At 60.7% G+C, this 23,726-nt stretch carries 26 protein-coding genes and 1 riboswitch; of the genes, 19 read left to right on the forward strand and 7 right to left on the reverse strand.

Going from position 1 to position 23,726, the window contains the following annotated elements; all coding sequences use genetic code 11:
* Positions 1-183: 183 nt before the first annotated feature.
* The 3 genes from H096_RS18480 to purM are packed head-to-tail and all read right to left on the reverse strand — an operon-like array spanning position 184 to position 2,614.
* The gene (locus H096_RS18480; protein ID WP_033900686.1) at positions 184-897 is read right to left on the reverse strand and encodes a DUF3108 domain-containing protein; all 714 of its coding nucleotides are present in this window, start codon (positions 895-897) and stop codon (positions 184-186) included.
* Positions 898-905: 8 nt separating this feature from the next.
* Positions 906-1,556 carry a phosphoribosylglycinamide formyltransferase gene (gene purN, locus H096_RS18485; protein WP_033900687.1) on the reverse strand — a complete coding sequence of 217 codons (651 nt, stop codon included), beginning with the start codon at positions 1,554-1,556 and terminating at the stop codon, positions 906-908.
* On the reverse strand, positions 1,556-2,614 hold the full coding sequence (gene purM / locus H096_RS18490) for a phosphoribosylformylglycinamidine cyclo-ligase (protein WP_016976515.1): 1,059 nt from the start codon (positions 2,612-2,614) through the stop codon (positions 1,556-1,558). Before purM ends, purN begins: the two co-directional genes overlap by 1 nt.
* Before the next feature lie 342 nt (positions 2,615-2,956).
* Here purM and H096_RS18495 point away from each other — a divergent pair, with 342 nt between their 5' ends.
* From H096_RS18495 to H096_RS18580, 18 genes are all read left to right on the forward strand, one after another.
* Positions 2,957-3,997: a DUF2066 domain-containing protein gene (locus H096_RS18495; RefSeq protein ID WP_033900690.1), complete on the forward strand. Its 1,041-nt coding sequence runs from the start codon at positions 2,957-2,959 to the stop codon at positions 3,995-3,997.
* Positions 3,998-4,029: 32 nt separating this feature from the next.
* Positions 4,030-5,103, forward strand: coding sequence for an AI-2E family transporter (locus H096_RS18500; RefSeq protein ID WP_033900692.1), 1,074 nt, complete (start codon positions 4,030-4,032; stop codon positions 5,101-5,103).
* Positions 5,104-5,306: 203 nt separating this feature from the next.
* The gene (hda, locus tag H096_RS18505) at positions 5,307-6,011 is read left to right on the forward strand and encodes a DnaA regulatory inactivator Hda (protein ID WP_033900693.1); all 705 of its coding nucleotides are present in this window, start codon (positions 5,307-5,309) and stop codon (positions 6,009-6,011) included.
* 213 nt (positions 6,012-6,224) lie between these two features.
* Positions 6,225-6,854 (forward strand): NlpC/P60 family protein, encoded by a 630-nt coding sequence (locus tag H096_RS18510; protein WP_033900694.1) that lies wholly within the window; start codon positions 6,225-6,227, stop codon positions 6,852-6,854.
* A 144-nt stretch (positions 6,855-6,998) separates the two neighbouring features.
* Positions 6,999-7,535 carry a C40 family peptidase gene (locus tag H096_RS18515; RefSeq protein WP_028617370.1) on the forward strand — a complete coding sequence of 179 codons (537 nt, stop codon included), beginning with the start codon at positions 6,999-7,001 and terminating at the stop codon, positions 7,533-7,535.
* Between the two features lie 96 nt (positions 7,536-7,631).
* Positions 7,632-7,883, forward strand: a riboswitch (cobalamin riboswitch).
* 78 nt (positions 7,884-7,961) lie between these two features.
* Positions 7,962-8,573 carry a cob(I)yrinic acid a,c-diamide adenosyltransferase gene (gene cobO / locus H096_RS18520; protein WP_010208674.1) on the forward strand — a complete coding sequence of 204 codons (612 nt, stop codon included), beginning with the start codon at positions 7,962-7,964 and terminating at the stop codon, positions 8,571-8,573.
* On the forward strand, positions 8,570-9,877 hold the full coding sequence (locus tag H096_RS18525) for a cobyrinate a,c-diamide synthase (protein WP_033900695.1): 1,308 nt from the start codon (positions 8,570-8,572) through the stop codon (positions 9,875-9,877). Before cobO ends, H096_RS18525 begins: the two co-directional genes overlap by 4 nt.
* On the forward strand, positions 9,874-10,524 hold the full coding sequence (bluB, locus tag H096_RS18530) for a 5,6-dimethylbenzimidazole synthase (RefSeq protein ID WP_033900696.1): 651 nt from the start codon (positions 9,874-9,876) through the stop codon (positions 10,522-10,524). Before H096_RS18525 ends, bluB begins: the two co-directional genes overlap by 4 nt.
* On the forward strand, positions 10,521-11,429 hold the full coding sequence (cbiB, locus tag H096_RS18535) for an adenosylcobinamide-phosphate synthase CbiB (protein WP_033900697.1): 909 nt from the start codon (positions 10,521-10,523) through the stop codon (positions 11,427-11,429). The genes bluB and cbiB overlap by 4 nt, the downstream gene beginning before the upstream one ends.
* The gene (gene cobD / locus H096_RS18540; protein ID WP_033900698.1) at positions 11,422-12,411 is read left to right on the forward strand and encodes a threonine-phosphate decarboxylase CobD; all 990 of its coding nucleotides are present in this window, start codon (positions 11,422-11,424) and stop codon (positions 12,409-12,411) included. Before cbiB ends, cobD begins: the two co-directional genes overlap by 8 nt.
* On the forward strand, positions 12,408-13,859 hold the full coding sequence (locus H096_RS18545; protein ID WP_033900699.1) for a cobyric acid synthase: 1,452 nt from the start codon (positions 12,408-12,410) through the stop codon (positions 13,857-13,859). The genes cobD and H096_RS18545 overlap by 4 nt, the downstream gene beginning before the upstream one ends.
* Before the next feature lie 445 nt (positions 13,860-14,304).
* Positions 14,305-14,826: a bifunctional adenosylcobinamide kinase/adenosylcobinamide-phosphate guanylyltransferase gene (cobU, locus tag H096_RS18550; RefSeq protein ID WP_033900701.1), complete on the forward strand. Its 522-nt coding sequence runs from the start codon at positions 14,305-14,307 to the stop codon at positions 14,824-14,826.
* Positions 14,823-15,878: a nicotinate-nucleotide--dimethylbenzimidazole phosphoribosyltransferase gene (gene cobT / locus H096_RS18555; RefSeq protein ID WP_033900702.1), complete on the forward strand. Its 1,056-nt coding sequence runs from the start codon at positions 14,823-14,825 to the stop codon at positions 15,876-15,878. Before cobU ends, cobT begins: the two co-directional genes overlap by 4 nt.
* Positions 15,875-16,450 carry an alpha-ribazole phosphatase family protein gene (gene cobC / locus H096_RS18560; protein ID WP_033900704.1) on the forward strand — a complete coding sequence of 192 codons (576 nt, stop codon included), beginning with the start codon at positions 15,875-15,877 and terminating at the stop codon, positions 16,448-16,450. Before cobT ends, cobC begins: the two co-directional genes overlap by 4 nt.
* A 2-nt stretch (positions 16,451-16,452) precedes the next feature.
* Positions 16,453-17,181 (forward strand): adenosylcobinamide-GDP ribazoletransferase, encoded by a 729-nt coding sequence (locus H096_RS18565; RefSeq protein ID WP_033900706.1) that lies wholly within the window; start codon positions 16,453-16,455, stop codon positions 17,179-17,181.
* A 42-nt stretch (positions 17,182-17,223) separates the two neighbouring features.
* A complete protein-coding gene (locus tag H096_RS18570; RefSeq protein ID WP_010208689.1) occupies positions 17,224-17,628 on the forward strand; it encodes a MarR family winged helix-turn-helix transcriptional regulator in 405 nt (134 codons plus the stop codon).
* A gap of 63 nt (positions 17,629-17,691) precedes the next feature.
* Positions 17,692-18,891 carry an MFS transporter gene (locus tag H096_RS18575; protein ID WP_161630248.1) on the forward strand — a complete coding sequence of 400 codons (1,200 nt, stop codon included), beginning with the start codon at positions 17,692-17,694 and terminating at the stop codon, positions 18,889-18,891.
* Positions 18,892-19,041: 150 nt separating this feature from the next.
* On the forward strand, positions 19,042-19,593 hold the full coding sequence (locus H096_RS18580) for a redoxin domain-containing protein (protein WP_033900714.1): 552 nt from the start codon (positions 19,042-19,044) through the stop codon (positions 19,591-19,593).
* A 65-nt stretch (positions 19,594-19,658) separates the two neighbouring features.
* Here the strand turns inward: H096_RS18580 and H096_RS18585 are convergent, their stop codons facing one another.
* The 4 genes from H096_RS18585 to H096_RS18600 form a co-directional block, all read right to left on the reverse strand.
* Positions 19,659-20,942: an outer membrane protein transport protein gene (locus tag H096_RS18585; RefSeq protein WP_033900716.1), complete on the reverse strand. Its 1,284-nt coding sequence runs from the start codon at positions 20,940-20,942 to the stop codon at positions 19,659-19,661.
* A 146-nt stretch (positions 20,943-21,088) separates the two neighbouring features.
* On the reverse strand, positions 21,089-21,571 hold the full coding sequence (locus H096_RS18590) for a hypothetical protein (protein WP_033900718.1): 483 nt from the start codon (positions 21,569-21,571) through the stop codon (positions 21,089-21,091).
* Positions 21,572-21,851: 280 nt separating this feature from the next.
* Positions 21,852-22,076 (reverse strand): hypothetical protein, encoded by a 225-nt coding sequence (locus H096_RS18595; protein WP_005790139.1) that lies wholly within the window; start codon positions 22,074-22,076, stop codon positions 21,852-21,854.
* A 443-nt stretch (positions 22,077-22,519) separates the two neighbouring features.
* Positions 22,520-22,825 (reverse strand): hypothetical protein, encoded by a 306-nt coding sequence (locus tag H096_RS18600; RefSeq protein WP_028617356.1) that lies wholly within the window; start codon positions 22,823-22,825, stop codon positions 22,520-22,522.
* A gap of 457 nt (positions 22,826-23,282) precedes the next feature.
* Here H096_RS18600 and H096_RS18605 point away from each other — a divergent pair, with 457 nt between their 5' ends.
* Positions 23,283-23,606, forward strand: coding sequence for a hypothetical protein (locus tag H096_RS18605; protein WP_025855837.1), 324 nt, complete (start codon positions 23,283-23,285; stop codon positions 23,604-23,606).
* The last annotated feature ends 120 nt before the right edge of the window (positions 23,607-23,726 follow it).

Consider the following 23,726-nt stretch of genomic DNA (forward strand, 5'->3'; position numbering starts at 1 on the left):
GACTTTTCGCGCAACAATTCATTGCAGCCGATGCAACAGTCCTGCAGGCCGCGTAAACCGCGACATTGCGCCGCAGGGTGCTGAGTTTTATGACAAAAGTTTCATGTTCGCGTCAGGGTGGAACCCAATCGACAGACGAAAAAAAAGCCCCGCATTCGCGAGGCTCTTTGTTCCAGCTACCGATCAGCTACCTTTGACAGCCTTACCGTCAACAGTACCGTCCTGCAACATGATGTTGTATTCCTTGCCGTCAGTTTCTACCTGACGCAGTGCAACCAGGATGCCGCCCTGGTCCTTGGCAAACCACATCTGGGTGATGCGCTTGCTCTGAGTCGGATCACGCACGCGCTCGACCTTGATCGCGTCGATGGAGCCGACCTTGGTCTGGACCTTTTCCGGGCCGATCACGCGGAAGTCGTAGGTGTCGACGTCAGTTCCTTCCACCACGTTGTAGCTCATGCTCTTCTTGCCGGCCGCCACATCGCGCTGCAGGGCCAACTGATAGGTCGACTTGTCGAGCATGCCGCTTTGCAGGGGCACGTTGACCGCGTCCTTGTTTTCAAAGCCGGTGACTTTCTTGGCGGTCTGGTCGAAGTCCAGGTTGATCTTCTTCGCCTTGCCCAGGCCACCGCGTTCGAAGGTGTAGCTCTTCGGTTGCAGGGTGTCCTTGTCGAATTGGATCACGCTGGTTTCGGTGAGGCTGGCGATCATCATGGAGGCCTTGAAATTCAAGGTCCAAGTGCCGTCGCCATTCTTGGCCAGGCTGCGTTCAGCCGAACCACTCATGGGCAACTGTTTCCAGTCGGCGGTGTAGCTTACGGAGAAAGGGTGAAGGTCTGCTGCTTGCACGGCTGGCAAGGCGAACAGCGCAAAAGCGAAGAGCAAGGCGCGACGCATAAAATCTCCTAGGTTCGAATCAAGTGGCCGCTGGCCGCAAGTAACTGACCGTCCAATAATGCACCCTGGTCACCAAGAATCAACCGCCCCTCGGCAAACCAGCGAACTGCCAGCGGGTAAATCCTGTGTTCCTGGGTGTGAACCCGTTGCGCAAGCGTCTGCGCCGAGTCGTCAGACTTTACCGGAACCACTGCCTGTACGACCAGAGGCCCGCCATCGAGTTCCTCGGTGACAAAGTGCACGCTGCAGCCATGCTCGCTGTCGCCGGCATCGAGGGCACGCTGGTGCGTGTGCATGCCTTTGTATTTGGGCAGCAGGGAAGGGTGGATATTGAGCAGGCGCCCTTCGTAATGTCGCACGAAATCAGCGCTGAGGATGCGCATGAAGCCGGCGAGTACCACGAGTTTGGGGTTGAAGGCGTCAATCAGTTCGATCAAGGCGCTGTCGAAGGCCTCGCGACCTTCGAAAGCCTTGTGATCCAGCGAGCGGGTGTCAATACCCGCGTCCCTGGCGCGTTGCAGGCCGTAGGCGTCGCTGCGGTTGGAGATCACCGCAGCAATGCGCACCGGGCTGTCGCCGGTGCGCATGCTGTCGATCAGGGCCTGCAAGTTACTGCCGGTGCCGGAAAGCAGCACCACGACATCACAGGTCTCAGGCATCAGTGAGCCTTGAGGTTCTTCAGTTCAACCTGGGCCGCGCCTTCGGCGGCAGTGGCGATCTGACCGATGACCCAAGGCTGCTCGCCGGCTTCACGCAGTACGTTCAGCGCGGTTTCAACGTGCTCTTGCGCCACGCAGATGACCATGCCCACGCCGCAGTTCAGCACGCGGTGCATCTCGGTTTCATCGACGTTGCCTTTCTCTTGCAGCCAGTCGAATACCGCAGGGCGCTGCCAGCTGGCCACGTCGACGATCGCCTGGGCGCCTTTCGGCAGGACGCGCGGGATGTTGTCCAGCAGGCCGCCACCGGTGATGTGGGCCATGGCCTTGACGGCGCCAGTGTCCTTGATCAACTTGAGCAGAGGCTTGACGTAGATGCGGGTCGGGGCCATCAGCAGGTCGGTCAGCGGCTTGCCGTCGAGTTGGGTGTTCTCGATCTCGGCGCCGGACACTTCGATGATCTTGCGGATCAGCGAGTAACCGTTGGAGTGCGGGCCGGAAGAAGGCAGGGCCAGCAGGGCGTCACCGGCGGCAACCTTGGAGCCGTCGATGATTTCGGCTTTTTCCACGACGCCGACGCAGAAGCCGGCCAGGTCGTAGTCTTCACCTTCGTACATGCCTGGCATTTCAGCGGTTTCGCCGCCGACCAGGGAGCAACCCGACAGTTCGCAGCCAGCGCCGATACCGGTGACCACTTGTGCAGCGGTGTCAACGTTCAGCTTGCCGGTAGCGTAGTAGTCCAGGAAGAACAACGGCTCGGCGCCGCACACCACCAGGTCGTTGACGCACATGGCAACCAGGTCGATACCGATGGTGTCGTGCTTGTTCAGGTTCAGTGCCAGGCGCAGCTTGGTGCCCACACCGTCGGTGCCGGAAACCAGTACAGGCTGCTTGTAGCCGGCCGGGATTTCGCAGAGGGCGCCAAAACCGCCCAGGCCGCCCATGACTTCGGGGCGCGCAGTGCGCTTGGCGACGCTCTTGATGCGTTCGACCAATGCTTCACCGGCGTCGATGTCTACACCGGCGTCCTTGTAGCTCAGGGAGGGTTGCTTGCTCATGATCCAGGCCTTTAGGGGGGATTCAGGGGTAACGACCGAGCTGGCGGGGGCTTTTATAAAGGCCACGCCGTTGACGGTCTGCGAAGGCGCGCGATTTTATCAGGCTTGAGGGGCAGCGGCCATCCTCGGGCCGACGGGCAGGGGCATATGGTGTTAAAAAAATGCTAATCGGGTCTGCTTTGGCGCGTATTAAGGTATAGCCTTTACGGCGCTAGCGTTGTGACAGTACGAAAACTTACCAAGACCCTGTGAATGTTTTACCGGTCGCCGTGGTCACAGCCTTGGCAAACCGAGTTCACGCGGTCTGTTCCAGCCGCTAAATTTGTCGTTCGGGAATCTTCCATGCGTCTGTGTAAATTCTTCTTTGTAGGCTGTTTGTCGTTGGTCAGCCTGGCGAGTCATGCCGAAACCCTCAATGGCCTCTATCAAGTACTCGAACCCGTCAGCAGCCAGTCGCCCCAAGAGCGTGACCAGGCGACCCAGCGCGCCGTGCAGACCCTGGTGATCCGCCTGACCGGCGACGCCAAGGCCGCCGACGGCCCAGGCCTGGCGGCCGTTCGTAAAGATCCGCAACAAATCATCAGTCAATATGGCTACGACGCCGGCCCGCCGGAAAGCCTGCAAGTGGATTTCGACCCGGTGAGCACTGATCGCGTCTTGCGTGAAGCTGGCTTGTCGATCTGGGGCAGCAATCGGCCGTCGATCCTCGGCTGGTGGCTGAACGACTCCACCGAAGGCAGCAGCCTGGTGGGTGATGGTCAGACTGTCGCCCAAGCGCTGCGCCGTGCCGCGCAACACCGGGGCTTGCCGTTGCGCTTGCCCCTGGGCGACCTGGATGAGCAAGTGGTCGCCACCGCACCGAACCTGGAAAGTGCTGACGCCACACCGCTGCGCGACGCTTCTGAGCGTTATGGCGCCGACGCCTTGCTGGCCGTGCATGCTCGCCAGGAAGGCAGCCAATGGCAAGCCAAATGGCGTCTGTGGCTGGGTGACAAGAGCGAGCAGGGCACCGCGCAAGGGGCCGACACCGGCGCTGTGGCCGGCGCGGTGATGCTGGCGGTCAGCCAGAAATTGGCGCCGCGCTTTGCGGTCAAGCCTGGCGTGAGCACCGAACAATTACTGGTAGTGCAGGGCATGACCCTGGAGCGTTATGCCGCGCTGGGTCATCTGCTTGAGCCTTTTGGCGGTCAGCCACAGCTCGTGGACGGCAATCGCATCGTGTACCGCGTCAATGGCAGTGCCGATCAATTACGTACCCAGTTGAGCCTGGCCAAGTTGCAGGAAATTCCAGCAGGTGAAGTGCCGGTCCAGCAACCCGTAGTGGATGGCACTCAGCCTGCGATTGCGCCCGAACCTCAGGCGCAACTGCGTTTTCGTTGGTAGCAGTTTTCTTCTTTATATAGATGGAGTGGTTTATGGCGGATACGCGTCGTTGGGTGTGGCTTGGCGGGATTGTCCTGCTGTGCGTTTTTGTGTTCCTGCTGCATTCGATCCTGACGCCGTTCCTGGTCGCGTTGCTGCTGGCCTATCTGTTCGATCCGGTGGTGGATCGTCTGGAGAAGGCCGGGTTGTCGCGCACCTGGGGCGTGGTGGCGGTGTTCGCGCTGTTTACCCTGATCATCACGGCGCTGGTGCTGGTGCTGGTGCCGATGCTGGCCAAACAACTGTTCCGCCTGTATGAGCTGGCGCCGCAGATGCTCGATTGGCTGCAACACACGGCAATGCCGTGGGCCCAGGCCAAGTTGGGGTTGGCGGATGGTTTCTGGAAGTTCGACAAGGTCAAGGCGGCTATCAGCGAGCATATGGGCCAGACCACCGATATCGTCGGTGTGGTCCTCAGCCAGGCGACGGCCTCCAGCCTGGCGTTGATTGGCTGGTTGACCAACCTGGTGCTGATCCCGGTGGTGGCGTTCTACCTGCTGCGCGACTGGGACATCATGATGGCCAAGATTCGCAGCCTGCTGCCGCGCAATCGTGAGGAGCGCATCGTGTCTCTGGCCGAGGAGTGTCATGAAGTGCTCGGCGCATTCGTGCGGGGGCAGTTGCTGGTGATGTTGGCACTGGGGATTATCTACGCCGCTGGCTTGATGGCCATCGGCCTGGAGCTGGGCCTGTTGATCGGCCTGATCGCCGGTCTCGCCGCCATCGTGCCTTATATGGGCTTTGTGATTGGTATCGGTGCGGCGTTGGTGGCGGGGTTGTTCCAGTTTGGCGGTGACCTGTACCCGATGCTGGGGATCGTGGCGGTGTTTATGGTCGGCCAGGCCTTGGAAGGCATGGTGCTAACGCCGTTGCTGGTGGGTGATCGGATCGGCCTGCATCCGGTGGCGGTGATCTTTGCGATCCTGGCGGGCGGTGAGTTGTTCGGCTTCACTGGCATTCTGCTCGCGCTGCCGGTGGCGGCGGTGATCATGGTGCTGGTGCGCCATGTACACGATTTGTATAAGGATTCGGAGGTGTACACGGGGGTTGAAGACCCCGATCTGTAATCCCTCTGTAACAAACCCGGCCCAGGCCGGGTTTGTTGTTTCTGGAGCCGGTGCGTCAAACAATCTGCGTAAATCCAACAAGTTAACGCAAACCTTTGATTTTGCTTGGGGTCTGTTGCATTGTGCGCCCGGCGTCACGGGTATAAACTTTGCAAACTTTACACAGAGGCCACTAACGGTTCGTTTGGAGCCGTTCAGTCAGCATGAAACCGATTCAGCTGCCCTTGGGTGTGCGTCTGCGTGACGACGCCACCTTTATCAACTATTACCCAGGCGCCAATGCCGCTGCACTCGGCTATGTCGAGCGGCTCTGCGAAGCCGACGCCGGGTGGACCGAAAGCCTGATCTATCTGTGGGGCAAGCACGGCGTAGGGCGTACCCACCTGTTGCAGGCCGCGTGCCTGCGGTTCGAGCAGATGGGCGAGCCAGCGGTTTACCTGCCCCTGGCGGAGTTGATGGGCCGCGGTATCGGCATCTTCGACCATCTTGAGCAGTACGAGCTGGTGTGCCTGGACGATCTGCAAGCCATCGCCGGCAAGGCGGAGTGGGAAGAGGCGCTGTTCCACCTGTTCAACCGCTTGCGTGACAGCGGTCGGCGCCTGCTGATTGCCGCATCCACCTCGCCACGTGAGTTACCGATCAAGCTGGCCGACCTCAAGTCGCGCATGACCCTGGCGCTGATCTTCCAGATGCGCCCGCTGTCCGATGAAGACAAATTGCGTGCCTTGCAATTGCGTGCATCCCGTCGCGGCCTGCACCTCACCGACGAAGTGGGGCATTTCATCCTCACCCGCGGCACGCGCAGCATGAGCGCGTTGTTCGACCTGCTTGAACAGCTCGACCAAGCCTCGTTGCAGGCCCAGCGCAAGCTGACCATTCCCTTCCTGAAAGAAACCCTCGGCTGGTAGCCGGCCTGCTGTTTTCGCGGCTTTCGGCAAATTCCAGGCGCCAGAAAACCTGCGTTTGAGCCGGTTTAGCTACGCAAAAGGCAGATATAGGGTGTTAAGGGCTTAGATGTCATAGTCCAAACAAGAAGTCACATAGATCACGATTGAATTTGCAAATCGATGTGATAGAGGGCATAGTCTCGTCTTCTTTACATATCAGCCACGGTCGTGCCCATGCTAAATCGCTTCGCACCCCTCGTGCCCCTCGCACTCGTTACCCTGTTGTTTGGTTGCGCCTCCCACCCTCAACAGGTGGCAGAACAGCAAAAACCACAGGTTCAAAATCAGGCAAAATTCGTTGCTGCACAGTCTGCTTCTGTTTATGAAGAAGAGCTGGCAACGGAAAAAGAACTGGCCAATTTCAATGGCAGCAAGCCTTACCAGCTGCCCGTTCTGGCCGACAGCATCCTCGAACGCGGCATGTCCCTGATCGGTACCCGTTACCGTTTCGGCGGCACCTCTGAAGCCGGTTTCGACTGCAGCGGTTTCATCGGCTACCTGTTCCGCGAAGAAGCTGGCATGAACCTGCCACGCTCCACCCGCGAAATGATCAACGTGGATGCACCGTTGGTCGCACGCAACAACCTCAAGCCCGGTGATCTGCTTTTCTTCAGTACAGCGGGTCGTGGTCGTGTAAGCCATGCCGGTATCTACCTGGGCGATAACCAGTTTATCCACTCCAGCAGCCGTCGCAGTGGCGGTGTCCGGGTCGATAACCTGGGTGACAGCTACTGGAGCAAAACCTTCATCGAAGCCAAGCGCGCACTCGCCATGGCCCCGACGACGGTAACCGCTAGCAAGTAAACTTAAAGTGATACTTGAAGTTTGACGTGTAAGCGCTAGAATCCCTGGACATTGTTGTAATCTGTTCGCGCGAGCTTTGCTTGCGCGTTCTGGTTTTCAGCGTTCGGCAGCGAAAGCCGCATCCAGACCAGGATTGTTCTGCCCATGTCGACCTCGGCCCGCCTGATCCTTATTCTTTGCGCCGCGCTGCTCAGCGCCTGCGCAAGCCGCCCGCCGCCCGCGCCTGTGGCCGTCAAGCCCAAGCCGGTGTTCAACTACTCCACCCAGAATTTCTCGCCTGCGGCCGAAGATGTGCTCTTCCGCGCGCTGGGCCTGGTCGGCACGCCTTATCGTTGGGGCGGCAACACACCGGACTCCGGGTTTGATTGCAGCGGCCTGATCGGGTTTGTCTTCCGCGATGCTGCCGGCATCTCCCTGCCGCGTACCACCCGCGAACTGATCGTGATGCGCGCCCAGGATGTCAGCGAGCAGAATCTGCAGACCGGCGACTTGTTGTTCTTCGCTACAGGCGGCGGTTCACAGGTCAGCCACGCCGGGATCTACGTCGGCGAAGGCCGCTTTGTGCATGCACCGCAAACCGGCGGTACGGTGAAGCTGGACACCCTGTCCAAGGCGTATTGGCAGAATGCCTACCTGAGTGCCAAGCGCGTGTTGCCGGGCAACCTGGCGCGTAATCCGTAAGAAGCAGCGGCAAGTTTCAAGCTTCAAGCTGCAAGGAGGGGATACCTGCTTGCAGCTATCTGCTTGAAGCTTGCAGCTCGCCCCTCAACCTACTACCCTTCGCCGCTTGTTCCAGGTGCTCTGTGACCCATGGGTCGACGGAGTGAAACAGGGAAGCCGGTGAGTGAGCGCGCTTGTACACAGTGCCGCCGCGATTCCGGCGCTGCCCCCGCAACGGTAAATGAGTCAAGACGCTGCCTTTTGCCACTGTATCGCTCGCGATATGGGAAGGCGCAGCGTCGGTCTGCGCCTCTATAAGGCGCGCGCCACTCATGAGCCCGGAGACCGGCCTGCAACATCCAACAGCATCACGGTGGGCGATGCTTGGCTGTCTGTTTTTTCTTTTTCCTGCCCGCCGTTTTTGTCCAGCCCCAACGGAGAGCTGCCATGACCGATTCCCCCGACCGCGACGAACGTCACCTGGCGCGCATGCTGCGCAAAAAAGCCGTGATCGATGAACGCATCGCCAATTCCCCGAACGAGTGCGGCCTGCTGCTGGTGCTGACCGGCAACGGCAAAGGCAAGAGCAGCTCCGCGTTCGGCATGCTGGCCCGGGCCATGGGCCACGGCATGCAGTGCGGTGTGGTGCAGTTCATCAAGGGGCGCAACAGTACGGGGGAAGAGTTGTTCTTCCGCCGTTTCCCCGAGCAAGTACGTTTCCACGTCATGGGCGAAGGCTTCACCTGGGAAACCCAGGATCGCCAGCGCGACATCGCCGCCGCCGAAGCCGCCTGGGCGGTTTCCCGCGAGTTGCTGCAGGACCCGTCCATCGGCCTGGTCGTACTGGATGAGCTGAACATCGCCCTCAAGCATGGCTACCTCGACCTGGACCAGGTGCTCAGCGACCTGCAAGCCCGCCCGCCGATGCAACACGTGGTGGTCACCGGCCGTGGCGCCAAGCCTGAACTGATCGAAATGGGCGACACCGTCACCGAAATGGGCATGCTCAAGCACGCGTTCCAGGCCGGTATCAAGGCACAGAAGGGCGTCGAACTTTGAATCAGCCCCGTCATTGCCCGGCCGTCTTGATCGCCGCACCGGCGTCCGGCCAGGGCAAAACCACCGTCACCGCCGCATTGGCCCGCTTGCACCGCAACCTGGGGCGCAAGGTGCGCGTGTTCAAATGCGGCCCGGACTTCCTCGACCCGATGATCCACGAACGCGCCAGCGGTGCACCGGTGTATCAATTGGATATGTGGATGGTGGGCGAGCAGGAAAGTCGCCGCTTGCTGTGGGAAGCGGCGGGGGAGGCGGACCTGATCCTGATCGAAGGCGTGATGGGTCTGTTCGACGGCACGCCGTCCAGCGCCGACCTGGCGCGACACTTTGGTGTGCCGGTACTTGGCGTGATCGACGGCACCGCCATGGCCCAGACCTTTGGCGCGTTGGCCCTGGGCCTGGCGCGTTATCAGCCGGACTTGCCGTTCGCCGGCGTGCTGGCCAACCGCGTCGGCACCCTGCGCCATGCGCAATTGCTTGAAGGCAGCCTCACCGAAGGCCTGCGTTGGTACGGCGCATTATCTCGCGAGACCGGTATCGAGCTGCCTAGCCGTCACTTGGGTTTGGTGCAGGCGAGCGAACTGAATGACCTCGATGTACGCCTGGATGCCGCCGCTCAAGCACTGGGCAGCAGTTGCGAAGTCGCCTTGCCGCCGCCGGTCACCTTTGCCGCGCCTGAAGTGATCGACGCCGAGCCACTGCTTAACGGCGTGCGCATCGCCGTGGCCCGCGACGAAGCCTTCGCGTTCACCTATGGCGCCAGCCTTGACCTGTTGCGGGCAATGGGCGCCGAGCTGAAGTTCTTCTCGCCGATCCATGATCGCCAATTGCCGGCCGCCGACAGCCTCTACCTGCCCGGTGGTTACCCGGAGCTGCACCACCAGGCGCTGTCGCAAAATACCCCGATGCTCGACGCCATCCGCGCTCATCATGCCGCCGGCAAACCGCTGCTCGCCGAATGCGGCGGCATGCTCTACCTGCTGGACTCGCTGACTGATGTCGACGGCACTCGCGCCGAACTGGTCGGCCTGCTGCAAGGCGATGCGGTGATGCAGAAGAAGCTCGCGGCCTTGGCGCTGCAAAATGTCGAATTGCCCGAAGGCACACTGCGCGGCCATACCTATCACCACTCGCTGACCACCACCGAATGGCAGCCGATTGCCCGTGGCCTGAGCCCCAATGGCGGGCGCGGTGCCGAGGCGGTTTATCGGCAGGGGCGGATGACGGCGTCCTACGTACACTTCTATTTCCCCTCGAATCCCCAGGCGGTGGCCGCATTGTTCGCGCCCGATCCAGCACTATGAGCGACAACGCCTTCCCCCAGGCCGACCGCGACGCCGTCTACCGCGCCATCGCCGAACGCCGCGACATGCGCCACTTCAGCGGCGGCACTGTCGCCCCCGAATTGCTGCACCGCCTGCTCCAGGCCGCGCACCAGGCACCCAGTGTCGGCCTGATGCAGCCCTGGCGTTTTATCCGCATCAGCGACCGCCAACTGCGTAGTCAGATTCAACAGTTGGTGGAAGAAGAACGCGTACGCACCGCCGAAGCCCTGGGCGAGCGTTCCGACGAGTTCATGAAGCTCAAGGTCGAAGGCATTCACGACTGCGCCGAAGTACTGGTGGCGGCGTTGATGGATGATCGTGAGCGGCACATCTTTGGGCGGCGCACCTTGCCGGAAATGGACATGGCGTCATTGTCCTGTGCTATCCAGAATCTGTGGCTGGCGGCCCGTGTCGAAGGGCTGGGCATGGGCTGGGTCTCGCTGTTCGAGCCCCAGGCCCTGGCCGATCTGCTGGGCTTGCCGCCCGGCGCGAAACCGTTGGCCGTGCTGTGCCTGGGGCCGGTGGCCGAGTTCTACCCGGCACCGATGTTGCAACTCGAGGGCTGGACCGAGCCCCGGCCGCTGAGTGACATGTTGTATGAGAATGGGTGGGGAGTGAGTCAATGAGTGTGGCCTTGCTGTGTGTCGCTGCAGTCGCGCTGGATGCGCTGCTGGGCGAACCCAGGCGCTGGCATCCGCTGGTGGCGTTCGGCAATTTCGCCGGGCGCATCGAGCAACGTTTCAATACCGGTGGTCGCGGCTGGCGCAGCCATGGCGTGACCGCGTGGTTTATCGCTGTGGTGCCGCTGACCCTGCTGGCCACGGCGTTGTCCTGGGCGCCGTATATCGGCTGGGTATTGGAGATCCTGGCGTTGTACTGCGCCCTTGGCATGCGCAGTCTCGGTGAACATGTGATCCCGGTGGCCCAGGCCTTGCGCAGTGATGACCTCGAGGAAGCACGCAAGCGCGTGAGCTACCTGGTGAGCCGTCAGACCAGTGAGCTGGACCGCACCGAAGTCGCCCGCGCCGCCACCGAGTCGGTGCTGGAAAACGGCAGCGATGCGGTGTTTGCTGCGATTTTCTGGTTTGTCGTCGCGGGTGTGCCGGGCGTGGTGCTTTACCGCCTGAGCAACACCCTCGACGCCATGTGGGGCTATCGCAACGAACGTTTCGAGCGTTTCGGCTGGGCGGCGGCAAAGATCGACGATGTGCTGAACTACATTCCTGCGCGCCTGGTGGCGTTGACCTACGCCGTACTGGGCAAGACGCGCCTGGCGCTCAAATGCTGGCGCACCCAGGGCCCGACCTGGGACAGCCCCAACGCGGGCCCGGTCATGGCGGCCGGTGCCGGTGCGCTTGGCGTGGAGTTGGGCGGCGCCGCGATCTATCACGGCGAAGTGCACCAGCGTCCGCAACTGGGCGAAGGCCCTCCGGCGGATGCCGATTCCATCGACCGAGGCTGGCAACTGGTGCAGCGCGGCGTATGGTTGTGGCTGCTGATCCTATGCGCGGGGGCGCAATTCTATGCTTGAGCACGGTGGCCGGCTGCGTAAGGCGGCGATTCAGTACGGGATTGCCGAGGCCGATTGGCTCGACTTGTCCAGCGGCCTCGCGCCCTGGCCCTGGCCGATCCCCGAGATCCCGCTGCGGGCCTGGGCACGCCTGCCAGAAACCGACGATGGCCTGGAGCAGGCCGCCAGCGAATACTACGGCGCTGCGCACGTGTTGCCGGTGCCCGGTTCCCAGGCGGCCATCCAGTTGCTGCCACGCCTGCGCCGAGCGGGCAAAGTCGGCGTGCTGTCGCCGTGTTATGCCGAACACGCCGAAGCCTGGCGTCGCGCCGGCTACGTGGTGCGCGAAGTGCAGGAGCAGGAAGTCGACTTCTTTCTCGATGGTCTCGACGTGCTGGTGGTGGTCAACCCCAACAATCCCACCGGCCTGAGCCTGACCCCGCAACGTTTGCTGGACTGGCACTCGCGGCTGGCCCAGCGCGGCGGCTGGCTGGTGGTAGACGAAGCCTTCATGGATGTCACCCCTCAACTGAGCCTGGCGGGCCAGGCCCATCAGGTTGGCCTGATCGTGTTGCGCTCGTTCGGCAAATTCTTCGGCCTGGCCGGGGTGCGGCTGGGTTTTGTGTTGGCCGAGCGCAAGCTGCTCAAGTTGCTGGCCGAACAGGTCGGCCCTTGGGCGGTCAGCGGGCCGACGCGGGTGTTGGGCCAGGTATGCCTGCGCGACACGGCCGGGCATGCGCGGCAACGCACGCGTTGCATCGAGGCGGGCGAGCGGTTGTTCGCCCTGCTAGAGCGCCACGGCTTCCAGCCCCAGGGCGGCTGCGCGTTGTTTCAATGGCTGATCACGCCCCACGCCGAACGCATGCACGAATTCATGGCCCAGCGCGGCATTTTGCTGCGGCTGTTTGTCCATGACAGCAGCCTGCGCCTTGGCCTGCCCGATACCGAGGCTGACTGGCTGCGTCTGGATCAAGCCCTGCTCGCCTATAAGGACGCCACATGAGTACGCTGATGGTGCAAGGCACCACCTCCGACGCCGGCAAAAGTACCTTGGTGACCGCGCTGTGCCGCTGGTTGGTCCGCCAGGGCGTGGCGGTGGCGCCGTTCAAGCCGCAGAACATGGCGCTCAACAGCGCCGTGACCGCCGAAGGCGGCGAAATCGGCCGCGCCCAGGCCGTGCAGGCCCAGGCCGCCCACCTGGCGCCGCACACCGACATGAACCCGGTGTTGCTCAAGCCCAACAGCGACACCGGCTCCCAAGTCATCATCCACGGTCGCGCCGTCACCAGCATGAACGCGGTGGCCTATCACGACTACAAAGCCATCGCGATGCAGGCGGTGCTGGCCTCCCACGCCCGGTTGAGCCAGGCCTACCCGGTGGTGATGGTGGAAGGCGCGGGCTCTCCGGCGGAGATCAACCTGCGCGCCAATGACATCGCCAACATGGGCTTCGCCGAGGCGGTGGATTGCCCGGTGTTGCTGATCGCCGATATCAATCGTGGCGGCGTGTTTGCCCATCTGGTCGGCACCCTGGAACTGCTGTCGCCCACGGAACAGGCGCGGGTCAAAGGCTTTATCATCAATCGTTTTCGCGGTGACATCGCGCTGTTGCAACCCGGCCTGGACTGGCTGGAAGCGCGCACCGGCAAACCGGTGGTCGGCGTGTTGCCCTATGTGATGGACCTGCATCTGGAAGCTGAAGACGGCATCGACAGGCGCCAGATCGACAAGGCGGCCCAGGTACTCAAGGTGGTGGTGCCGGTGTTGCCGCGCATCAGCAACCACACGGATTTCGACCCACTGCGCCTGCATCCCCAAGTGGATCTGCAATTTATCGGGCCAGGCCAGCCGATCCCGGCTGCCGACCTGATCATCCTCCCCGGCTCGAAAAGCGTGCGCAGCGACTTGGCGTACTTGCGCGCCAACGGCTGGGACACGGCCGTGGCGCGGCACTTGCGCTATGGCGGCAAGGTGCTGGGTATTTGCGGTGGCCTGCAGATGCTTGGCGAGCAGGTGCATGACCCGTTGGGCATGGAAGGGGCTGCCGGTTCCAGCGATGGCCTGGGGTTGCTGGCGTTCAGCACTACGCTGGAAGAAGAGAAGCAGTTGCGTAATGTACGTGGGCGTCTGTTGCTGGAGGATGCCGAGGTCAGTGGTTATGAGATTCATGCGGGTGTGACGTCCGGCGAAGCATTGCTTAACGCTGCTGTGTTGTTGGATGACGGTCGCACGGACGGTGCTCAAAGCGCTGATGGACAGATCCTTGGTACTTACCTGCACGGGTTGTTCGAAAATCCGGCGGCGTGTAGTGCCTTGCTGCGCTGGGCTGGATTGCAGGATGTGCAATCTGTGGATTACCACGCTTTGCGTGAGCGCGATATCGAGCGCTTGGCGGATTTGGTGGAGAACCACTTGGATACCGATTTGTTACGCAAGCTGTGTGGGGTTTGACGGTGAGTACGCGGTCCCAATGTGGGAGCGGGCTTGCTCGCGAAGGCGGTGTTTCGGTGTGCATATCCGTTGCTGCGGTAACGGCTGAATATGGTTCCGCTCTTACAGCGGGTCACTTTTGGAAGAGCCCAAAAGTAACCAAAAGGCTCTCGCCCCACCACTCGGCACCTCGCCTAGGCTCGGTGTGCCCTCGCTCCGGCTTGAATCCGTGGGCCGCCGTCATGGGCCATCCTTGGCCCAGGACGGCTAACCCGGCGTCCTGCCGGGTTACCCACGGATTCAAGCCTGCGCTCGGCCAGCGTGGTTTTACGGGGCGCTTGAGATCAACATCAAAAGCCAGATCAACAGCCAGATCAAACGCAGATTGGCTTTTCAGTGGGAGCGGGCTTGCCCGCGAAGGCGGCCTGAGGGCCGATACATTTCAGCCAGATCAAGGTGCCATCCCATGCTTCAACTGATCCTCGGCGGCGCCCGTTCCGGCAAAAGTCGTCTCGCCGAAAAGCTCGCCAGCGACAGTGGTTTGCCCGTCACTTATATCGCCACCAGCCAGCCGTTGGATGGTGAGATGAATGAGCGCGTCGCGCTGCATCGTCAGCGTCGCCCCGAGCATTGGGGCCTGATCGAAGAACCTGTGGAACTGGCTCGCGTGCTGCGCGACAACGCGGCGCCTGCGCAGTGTTTGCTGGTGGATTGCCTGACCCTGTGGCTGACCAATCTGCTAATGCTTGAAGACGCTAATCGCCTGGCGTCCGAACGCGATCAACTGCTGGAAACCCTGGCCACGCTGCCGGGTGAAATCATTTTTGTCAGCAACGAGACCGGTCTGGGTGTCGTGCCGCTGGGCGAATTGACTCGCCGCTATGTGGATGAAGCCGGTTGGCTGCATCAAGCTTTGGCCGAGCGTTGTCAGCGTGTTGTCCTGACGGTCGCCGGCCTGCCCCTGACTTTGAAAGGTACTGCGTTATGACTGACACCTGGTGGCTCAACCCTTGTAAGGCGATTGACGCTCAAGCGTACGAACACGCCCTGGCTCGCCAGCAGCAATTGACCAAGCCGGCCGGCTCCCTCGGGCAGTTGGAGGCGCTGGCGGTGCAATTGGCGGGCTTGCAGGGCCAGGTCAAACCGTTGGTGGATCACGTGTGGATCGCCATCTTTGCCGGTGACCATGGCGTGGTCGCGGAAGGTGTGTCGGCGTTTCCCCAGGCAGTGACCGGGCAGATGTTGCACAACTTTGTCAGCGGTGGCGCCGCCATCAGTGTGTTGGCGCGGCAGTTGGACGCGCAGTTGGAAGTGGTCGATCTCGGCACGGTCACGCCGTCCCTGGACCTGCCCGGTGTGCGTCACCTGAATATCGGCGCGGGCACCGCTAATTTCGTCAACGGCCCGGCGATGACTGAGGCCCAAGGGCAACTCGCCCTGCAAGCCGGTCGCGACAGTGCGCGGCGTGCGTTGGCAGGTGGGGCGCAGCTGTTTATCGGCGGCGAGATGGGCATCGGCAACACCACCGCCGCCAGTGCGTTGGCGTGTGCCTTGCTCGATTGCCCGGTCAGTGACCTCACTGGGCCGGGGACGGGGTTGAATGCCCAAGGCGTCAGCCACAAAGTGGCCGTGATCGAGCGCGCCCTGGCGCTGCACGCCGGCCAGCGTGGTGACGCGTTGCAGACGCTGTTCAATCTGGGCGGCTTTGAAATTGCCGCGCTGGTGGGCGCGTACCTGGCCTGCGCCCAGGAAGGCATCGTGGTATTGGTGGATGGCTTTATCTGCAGCGTCGCGGCGCTGGTCGCGACACGTTTGAATCCGGCCTGCTGTGACTGGCTTGTGTTCGGCCATCGCGGCGCCGAGCCGGGTCATCGCCATGTGTTGCAAAGTCTCGACGCACAGCCGCTGCTGGAACTGGGCCTGCGCCTGGGCGAAGGCAGCGGCGCGGCGATTGCTGTTCCGTTGTTGCGCCTGGCCTGTGCGTTGCACGGGCAGATGGCAACCTTCGCCGAAGCGGCTGTGGCAGATCGCCCGGCATGACCTTGCGCCTGGACTTGCTGCGCCACGGTGAAACCGAGCTGGGCGGCGGATTGCGCGGCAGCCTGGACGATGCGCTCACCGCCAATGGCTGGGCGCAGATGCGCGCGGCCGTGGTGGCGCAGGGGCCGTGGGACCGTCTGGTCAGCTCGCCGCTGCAACGCTGCGCGCGGTTTGCCGAGGAATTGGGGGCTCAACTCAAGCTGCCGGTGAGCCTGGAAAAAGATCTGCAAGAGCTGCACTTCGGTGCCTGGGAAGGGCACAGTGCAGCGGCCTTGATGGAGACCGACGCCGAAGGGCTGGGGTTGTTCTGGGCTGACCCCTACAGCTTTACGCCACCGGAAGGGGAGCCTGTCAGCGCCTTTTCCGACCGGGTCCTGGGCGCTGTCGCACGCTTGCATCAGGCCTATGCCGGTGAGCGTGTGCTGTTGATCAGTCATGGCGGTGTGATGCGTCTGTTATTGGCGCGAGCGCGTGGCCTGCCAAGGGAGCAACTGTTGAATGTCGAAGTGGGCCATGGCGGGTTGTTCAGCCTGCACGTCGATGCTGGCGGCACACTGACGGAAGGCGTGTAGACATGCTGCCCTTCTGGATCGCCCTGCAATTTCTCAGCAGCCTGCCGATTCGTCTGCCGGGTATGCCGCAGCCTCAGGAGTTGGGACGCTCACTGCTGTTTTATCCGTTGGTTGGGTTGTTGTTCGGCGTGCTGTTGTTGGGCTTGAATTCGGTATTGATGGGCGCCCCGTTGCTGCTGCATGCCGCATTGTTGCTGACGGCCTGGGTGTTGCTCAGTGGTGGCCTGCACCTGGACGGCTTGGCGGACAGCGCCGATGCCTGGCTCGGCGGTTTTGGCGACCGCGAGCGCACACTGACGATCATGAAGGACCCCCGCAGCGGTCCGATTGCCGTGGTCACGCTCGGGTTGGTGCTGCTGCTCAAGTTCACCGCGTTGGTGGCTTTGATCGAGCAGCGCAACGGCGCCGCACTGATCCTGGCGCCGCTGATCGGCCGCGCCTCGATGCTGGCGCTGTTTCTTACCACCCGCTATGTGCGTGCTGGTGGATTGGGTCAGGCATTGTCGGATCATTTACCGAGAATCGTCGGCCAACAGGTACTGATCCTCAGTGGTTTGGCCTGCATTCTTATCGGCGGCTTCAGCGGTGGGATGGCTGTATTGCTCGCTGCGATCTGCTTTATCGGGCTGCGCCATTTGATGGTCAACCGCCTGGGCGGCACCACGGGTGATACCGCAGGCGCCTTGCTGGAGCTGCTGGAAGTCGCGGTTCTGGTTGGCCTGGCGCTGTAACACTTTCTTGCATTCCCTCAATCGCGGGTATATACACCTTCCATGCTTGCCTCCCAATGTTTGTGTACCAACCTGCGACGTGCCGCCCGTGGCGTCAGCAGGCATTACGACGGCGCTCTTGATGGCTTCGGGATCAATGTCGCCCAGTATTCTTTGCTGTGTAACTTGCAGCGCCTCGATCAGCCGAGCATTTCCAGCCTGGCGGAAGCCATGGGCCTGGATCGCAGCACGTTGGGGCGCAACCTGCGGGTGCTGGAAGGCGAGGGCCTGGTGAAATTGGTGGAAGGCGATGACCTGCGCAACCGTCTGGTGATGTTGACCGAGGACGGTGAAGCACGACTGGCCGCGGCATTACCCGCCTGGGAAGCGGCGCAGCAGAAATTGATCGATCAACTCGGCGCGGAAAAACGCGAAACCTTGTTGGCCTTGCTGGACGAACTCGCCTGAGCGCGGGTTGGTTCGAATACAAGCGGGTATATACCCGCGAGCGGAGAATAAGAAATGACCTCGATGTGGCGCACCAGTGGCTGGATTCTTGTAGGGAGTGCGCTGATCCTGGCGTTGTCGTTGGGCGTGCGGCACGGTTTTGGCCTGTTCCTGGCGCCGATGAGCAGCGAATTCGGCTGGGGCCGTGAGACCTTCGCCTTTGCCATCGCCTTGCAGAATCTGATCTGGGGCCTGGCGCAGCCGTTCACCGGCGCCCTGGCCGACCGTTTTGGTGCGACTAAAGCGGTGTTTGTCGGCGGCGTCCTTTACGCGGCGGGCCTGGTGTTGATGGGTATGTCCGATTCGGCGTGGTCGCTGTCCCTCAGTGCGGGCCTGCTGATTGGTATCGGTCTGTCCGGCACGTCGTTCTCGGTGATTCTCGGCGTGGTCGGCCGGGCCGTGGCGCCGGAAAAACGCAGCATGGCCATGGGCATCGCGAGTGCTGCAGGTTCGTTCGGCCAGTTCGCCATGGTGCCGGGCACCCTGGGTTTGATCAGTTGGTTGGGCTGGTCCGCAGCACTGCTGGCGCTGGGGCTGATGGTGGCACTGATTCTGCCGCTGGTCGCCATGCTCAAGGATCGTCCATTGCCGGTGCTGGCCGGTCAGCAAACCTTGCGCGAAGCCTTGAAGGAAGCCTGTTCCCATTCCGGTTTCTGGCTGTTGGCCTTCGGCTTTTTTGTCTGCGGTTTCCAGGTGGTGTTTATCGGCGTGCATTTGCCAGCCTACCTGGTGGACCAGCACTTGCCGGCCACCGTCGGTACAACGGTGCTGGCGCTGATTGGCCTGTTCAATATCTTCGGCACCTACACCGCCGGCTGGCTCGGTGGGCGCATGTCCAAGCCGCGTTTGCTGACCGGGCTGTACCTGCTGCGCGCAGTGGTGATCGTGTTGTTCCTGTGGGCGCCGGTCACCGAAGTCACGGCCTACCTGTTCGGTATGGCGATGGGCTTCCTGTGGCTGTCCACCGTGCCGCTGACCAACGGTACCGTCGCAACGTTGTTTGGTGTACGAAACCTCTCCATGCTCGGTGGGATCGTGTTCCTGTTCCACCAGCTCGGTTCGTTCCTGGGCGGCTGGTTGGGCGGGGTGGTCTATGATCGAACCGGCAACTACGATTTGATCTGGCAGGTGGCGATCCTGTTGAGCCTGCTCGCCGCGGCCCTGAATTGGCCGGTACGCGAGCGGCCAGTGGCGCGATTGCAGGCACAGATGGAGGCGGCATGAACATAGCGATACGCGGTGTGATACTCGCCGCAGTGTTGGTTTTGATGTTGCTGGCCTGGTGGGGCTGGCAAAACGGCGGGCTGGCATTGATGCAACTGGGTATGTCGATCTGTTAAGTTCGTGGTCTGAATACTTTCAAGGACACACCACATGCAGATGCGCTGGCTCGCTGTACCCGTCCTGATGGCCATTGGCAGTGCCGCCATGGCCGCCAGTTGCCCGCCGCTGTTGGAAGGCCAATTGCCCAAGCTGCGCGCCAAGGAATCCATCGACCTGTGCCAGCGCTTCGCCGGCAAGCCCTTGGTCATCGTCAACACCGCCAGCTTTTGCGGGTTCGCTCCACAATTCAAAAGCCTCGAAGCCTTGTACCAGCGTTACAAGGGCGAAGGGCTGGAAGTGATCGGCGTGCCGTCAGATGACTTCAAGCAGGAAGCCAAGACCGGCGAAGAAACCGCCAAGGTCTGCTACGTGAATTACGGCGTGACCTTCACCATGACCGAGCCACAGAAGGTCAAGGGACCGGATGCGGTGCACCTGTTCAAGGTATTGGCGCAGCAGACCGACGCGCCGCCGAAGTGGAATTTCTACAAGTACGTGGTGGATCGGCAGGGCAAGGTGATTGCCAATTTTTCCAGCCTTACCAAGCCGGACAGTCCGGACATGATCAAGGCGGTGGAGGAGGCGATAGCGTCCAAGCCTTGATCGTCAGCCATTAAAAAGCCCCGCCTCCTTTGCAGGAGAGCGGGGCTTTTTTACACCGGTCTGGATCAGAAGGTGTAAGTCATGCCCAGGCCGAAACCGTTGGCGCTGTTTTGGTATTTGGCTTGGTAGTTCGACGGAAGGGAGGTGTTGTTGACCTTGACGTCTTCTTCCTTGAGGTAGGAGTAAGCCAGGTCGACGGTCATGTTATCCATCACTTTGTAGCCAAGACCCACGCTGAAGATCGTACGGTCGCCGGTAGGAATACGTGGCGAGCGATCTTTGTTGTTGGTTGGCGACTGGTCGAAGGTCAGGCCGGTACGCAGCACTACCTGCTTGGTCAACTGGTACGAAGTACCCACGGCGTAAGCCCAGGTGTCATGCCAGTTTTGCTCTTCGGTGATGTTGCTGATTCGGCTTGGGGCCAAGCCACCACCGTTTACGGCAGTCACGCCTTCGTTTTTGACGGTGATTTCTTTCAGGCGGCTCCAGCGTGTCCAGGTCGCACCGCCGTACAGTTTCCATGCGTCAGTCAGGTCTTGCGTCACCGACAGGTCATAGGATTCTGGGGTGTCGATTTTCAAGGAGGCATCGTAACGGTTGTTACGCAGGGCCGTTTGAGTTTGGGCCGGGCCGCTGACGGTGGTGTGACCTTCCAGCTTGTACTTGACCTTCGAGTGGTAGGTCAGGCCGACGCGGGTGGTGTCGGTCGCTTGGACCAATACGCCGAAGTTGAAGCCGAGCGCAGTGTCGTCACCCTTGATCTTGACGTTGGTGTCACCGAACGGGGCACCAATCACCAGTGTTTTATCCGACTCGAGCACACCGGAAATACGGTTGATCGTCGGACCAAAGCCAATGGATACTCGGTCGTTGAACGCATAGCTGACAGTTGGCTGGAAGGTCATGACCTTCACTTCGCTCTTGCTGCCGAACCCACGGCCCTGGAAGCCGCTTTCGTAGTCGGTCACCAGGCCGAACGGAGCATAAACGCCGAAGCCGATAGCCCACTGGTCATTGAGTTTGTTGGTGTAGAAACCAAATGGCACCGCGGTGAACGGAACCATGTCACCTTTGTTGGAGCCGCTTGGGCGGCCGCTTGCATCTTTAATATCGGTCGAAGCATCAATCGCAGCAACACCACCGGTGATTTGCTGGCCATTCAGGCGAGACATACCGGCAGGGTTACCGTAAACAGTGCTTGCATCATCGGCAGAAGAAGAGCGACCTGCGAAACCCGTACCCATCCCGCTGACGCTCTGTTCGTTCAGTGCGAAACCGCTTGCGAACAGGTGGGAGGATGCCATGGCAACGGCGAGGCTAAGTGTGGTCTTGAGCATTACTTTTTTCATTATTAGAACTCCGTGGTGATCACCGCTGCGGAAAGTAACAATAATTTTAAGATCGCGCTATAGGCTGTAATGTAGGAGATAGAGCGGTTTTGTAGGACAATCCGACCAAATTCCAGGGTTTTTGGCGAATCTTGCAAATTGCCCGGTCAGCAAACCACCTGATTCATGGGTGAAACACAGGTTTGCCAGGCTTGAGTGAAATCGCGCAGCCTTCCTTGTGGATGAAAAATTTCTTTCCAGATACGCGCCATGGCCAGTACGTCACCGGGCGGAGGCAGTGCGGGGGTGTGTTGTTCGACCAACAACCAGGCAATGGCGGTGGCGTAACGCAGGTTGACGGTGAGCTCCAATTGCGGGGCGCTGAGGAACGCGTGCTGGCTCGCGAGCCCGCGTACCAGGCTGGCGCGCTCGGGGTCCAGCGCCAGGTAGTTATCCCACAAGGCGCGGTGGCGCGGTTCGGTGATGCTGTACAGGCCATGCCCACGGCGGTCGTGCAGCGCGGAACCGAGTTCCGACTGGCTGGCGGCAATGCCCAGCAGCAGGGACTCGGCCGTCGGGTTATGGCGGCCGAGGTACATCAAGGTCGGCCGGATCACATAACGACACAATTCGCTGGCAGCGATACCCATACACGCCTCAATCCGTGAAAGTGGTCGACGAAGCCTGAGAAGGTGGGGGCTTGGCAGCAGTGGATCGGATCTCAGGCTCGCCGGAAGCGGATCATGCCGCTTGAGTTGAAGTGTAGTGTCATATTTGTGATGTAAAGGACTGTTTTTAAAACATCTTCTTCATTTAGTTATAACGTTTATATCTATTCGAACTTAGTGCAAAAGCTCAATAGGCAAATTCCGGGCAATAAAAAACCCTGCTTTTCAAACAGGGTTTTTGTGTTTCAGCGACTCGGGTCGATCAGGCAGTCAGCGCCTGACGGGTACGCTCGATCACGGCCTGCAGCGGTTCTGCGCTGGAGTATTGATCGGGGTACAGGCGTTCGCTGTGACGAGCGATGCCGTGTTCGTTGACCAGGGTGAAGCTGAAGCAGCCTTTGCGAGCGGCCATGATCAGGCAGTTCATTGGAGCAAAAGCGTTGGTGAGGGTGCGAATGGCATCCTGAGTATGGATTTGAGCGTTCATATTATTGGTGTTCCTACAAATGACACGGATAAGAACCGTGCCGTATTAAAACGTTCCAGTGACGTTGACCACTATTGATCAAACGAAGAACCCGACTGGAACAACGCAGCCAGTTTGAAGCGCTATTAGTTCAGGCGCGCTTGGGCTGGCAGGTAGGTACTTAGGAGGGCAGGCAACACAACAGGGGCAAAGGTTCTGGGCCCGGGGTGAAGATCCTGATCAATTTGCAGGTTGGTTCGGTCAGAGTACGGAAACTTCGCGACACCCTTTGCTTGTTCAAAGGCAGTGTCGTCGCAAGTGATACCTGGAAACCATCGAGGTGGTCGATCCCGTGTTGGACAGGGGAGTTGTTCGACCAGAATTGACTTTCAGCTTGGTACTAACGCCGCGGATAGTAACGGATTGAAACAGGTAAGGGAAGTGTGTTAGCCAAAAAACTTTCATCAGCCGCCCAACAGGCCGCGATAGACCAGTACGGTGGTCGCTGCCGCCAGGGAGCAGCCCAGCCCGTAGGCGGCAAGCGTCAGGCGTAAGGATTGACCGGTTTCTACCACCTTCATCACGTCGCCCATGTCGTTTATCCGGCCTTCACCCAGTTCGATGCACAGGCTCACGGCCGTGAACGCCGCCGACAGCAGGATCGCGATGGCGAACAGCGCCCCATCCGGTGACGGCAGTGCGGCATTGATCCCCAAGGAAACGGCGCAGATGGCCAGCAGCAACACGGCGAATAACAGAATCCCTTTCATCAACCCACCCACCGTTGCGATGTAGGTGGGGGAGTGTGGCGAGCCGGGAAAGATTTGAAAAGTCCCCGCTTTGCCCTCGCGGTAACATTTTTTCAGCGAGTCGCTTCAAAAAAAGCCGGGGATATAACCATCGAATGGGTACTTGTGCACATTAGTTGCGGCGTGTGTAACCGCGCTGTCAACTGCACTGCAGGGCCGCCATTTGCCTGTAATGGAAATTTAAGTCAATGAAAAATCTGGCTTTTTTTTATTGGTGAAAAAATCGTCAGTTTGACTGCGGCCCCCATTCCATGGGGCTTTGCGCGAGTTAAAGGGGGGTTGTCCACTGAGTTATCCACAGCTTCTGTGGATTGTCCCGAGCGCTTGCTCTAGAACGGGCGTGCCGAGTTTTTTCAGCTTTACCTGTACGAAAAAAAGAGTAGAGTGGCGCGCCTTCCGTTCTGTCCCACAGTGCTTTATGAAGTTTCGCTCAGTATCACCTTCTGTTACCGACACCCCTCAAACTGTTACCGCCCCCAAGCGCTTCTCGTTGAAAGTTGCCTTGTGGTTGCTCGACAGTCCGCGCCTGGGTCACAACACCAACGTAAAGCACTTCGCCGGGCGTTTGCTCAAGCAGCCGGCCCGTGAGGGTGTGGTTGCCGCGCAAAGCCGCCTGGGCCAACTGATGTGCCGCGAATGCGGGAATGCCCGCGACCGCCGCATCGGCCACGACCTGCTACGCCTTGCCGCCCGCGCCGGTGACCGCCGCGCCCAGCGCGAATTAGGCCAAGTCGAAGACTGAGCTGTCCTCAGGCCCTGTGCTCCGCTAACCTTGGTTTTTTTCGGTGATGGCAGACATGTCTATGGTTTTTGACTGGACCAGTATTGCCTTGGGCCTGGCTGGCGCTGCCGTGCCGTTATT

The sequence above is a fragment of the Pseudomonas sp. FH1 genome (assembly GCF_000510895.2).
Classification (GTDB): domain Bacteria; phylum Pseudomonadota; class Gammaproteobacteria; order Pseudomonadales; family Pseudomonadaceae; genus Aquipseudomonas; species Aquipseudomonas azotoformans_A.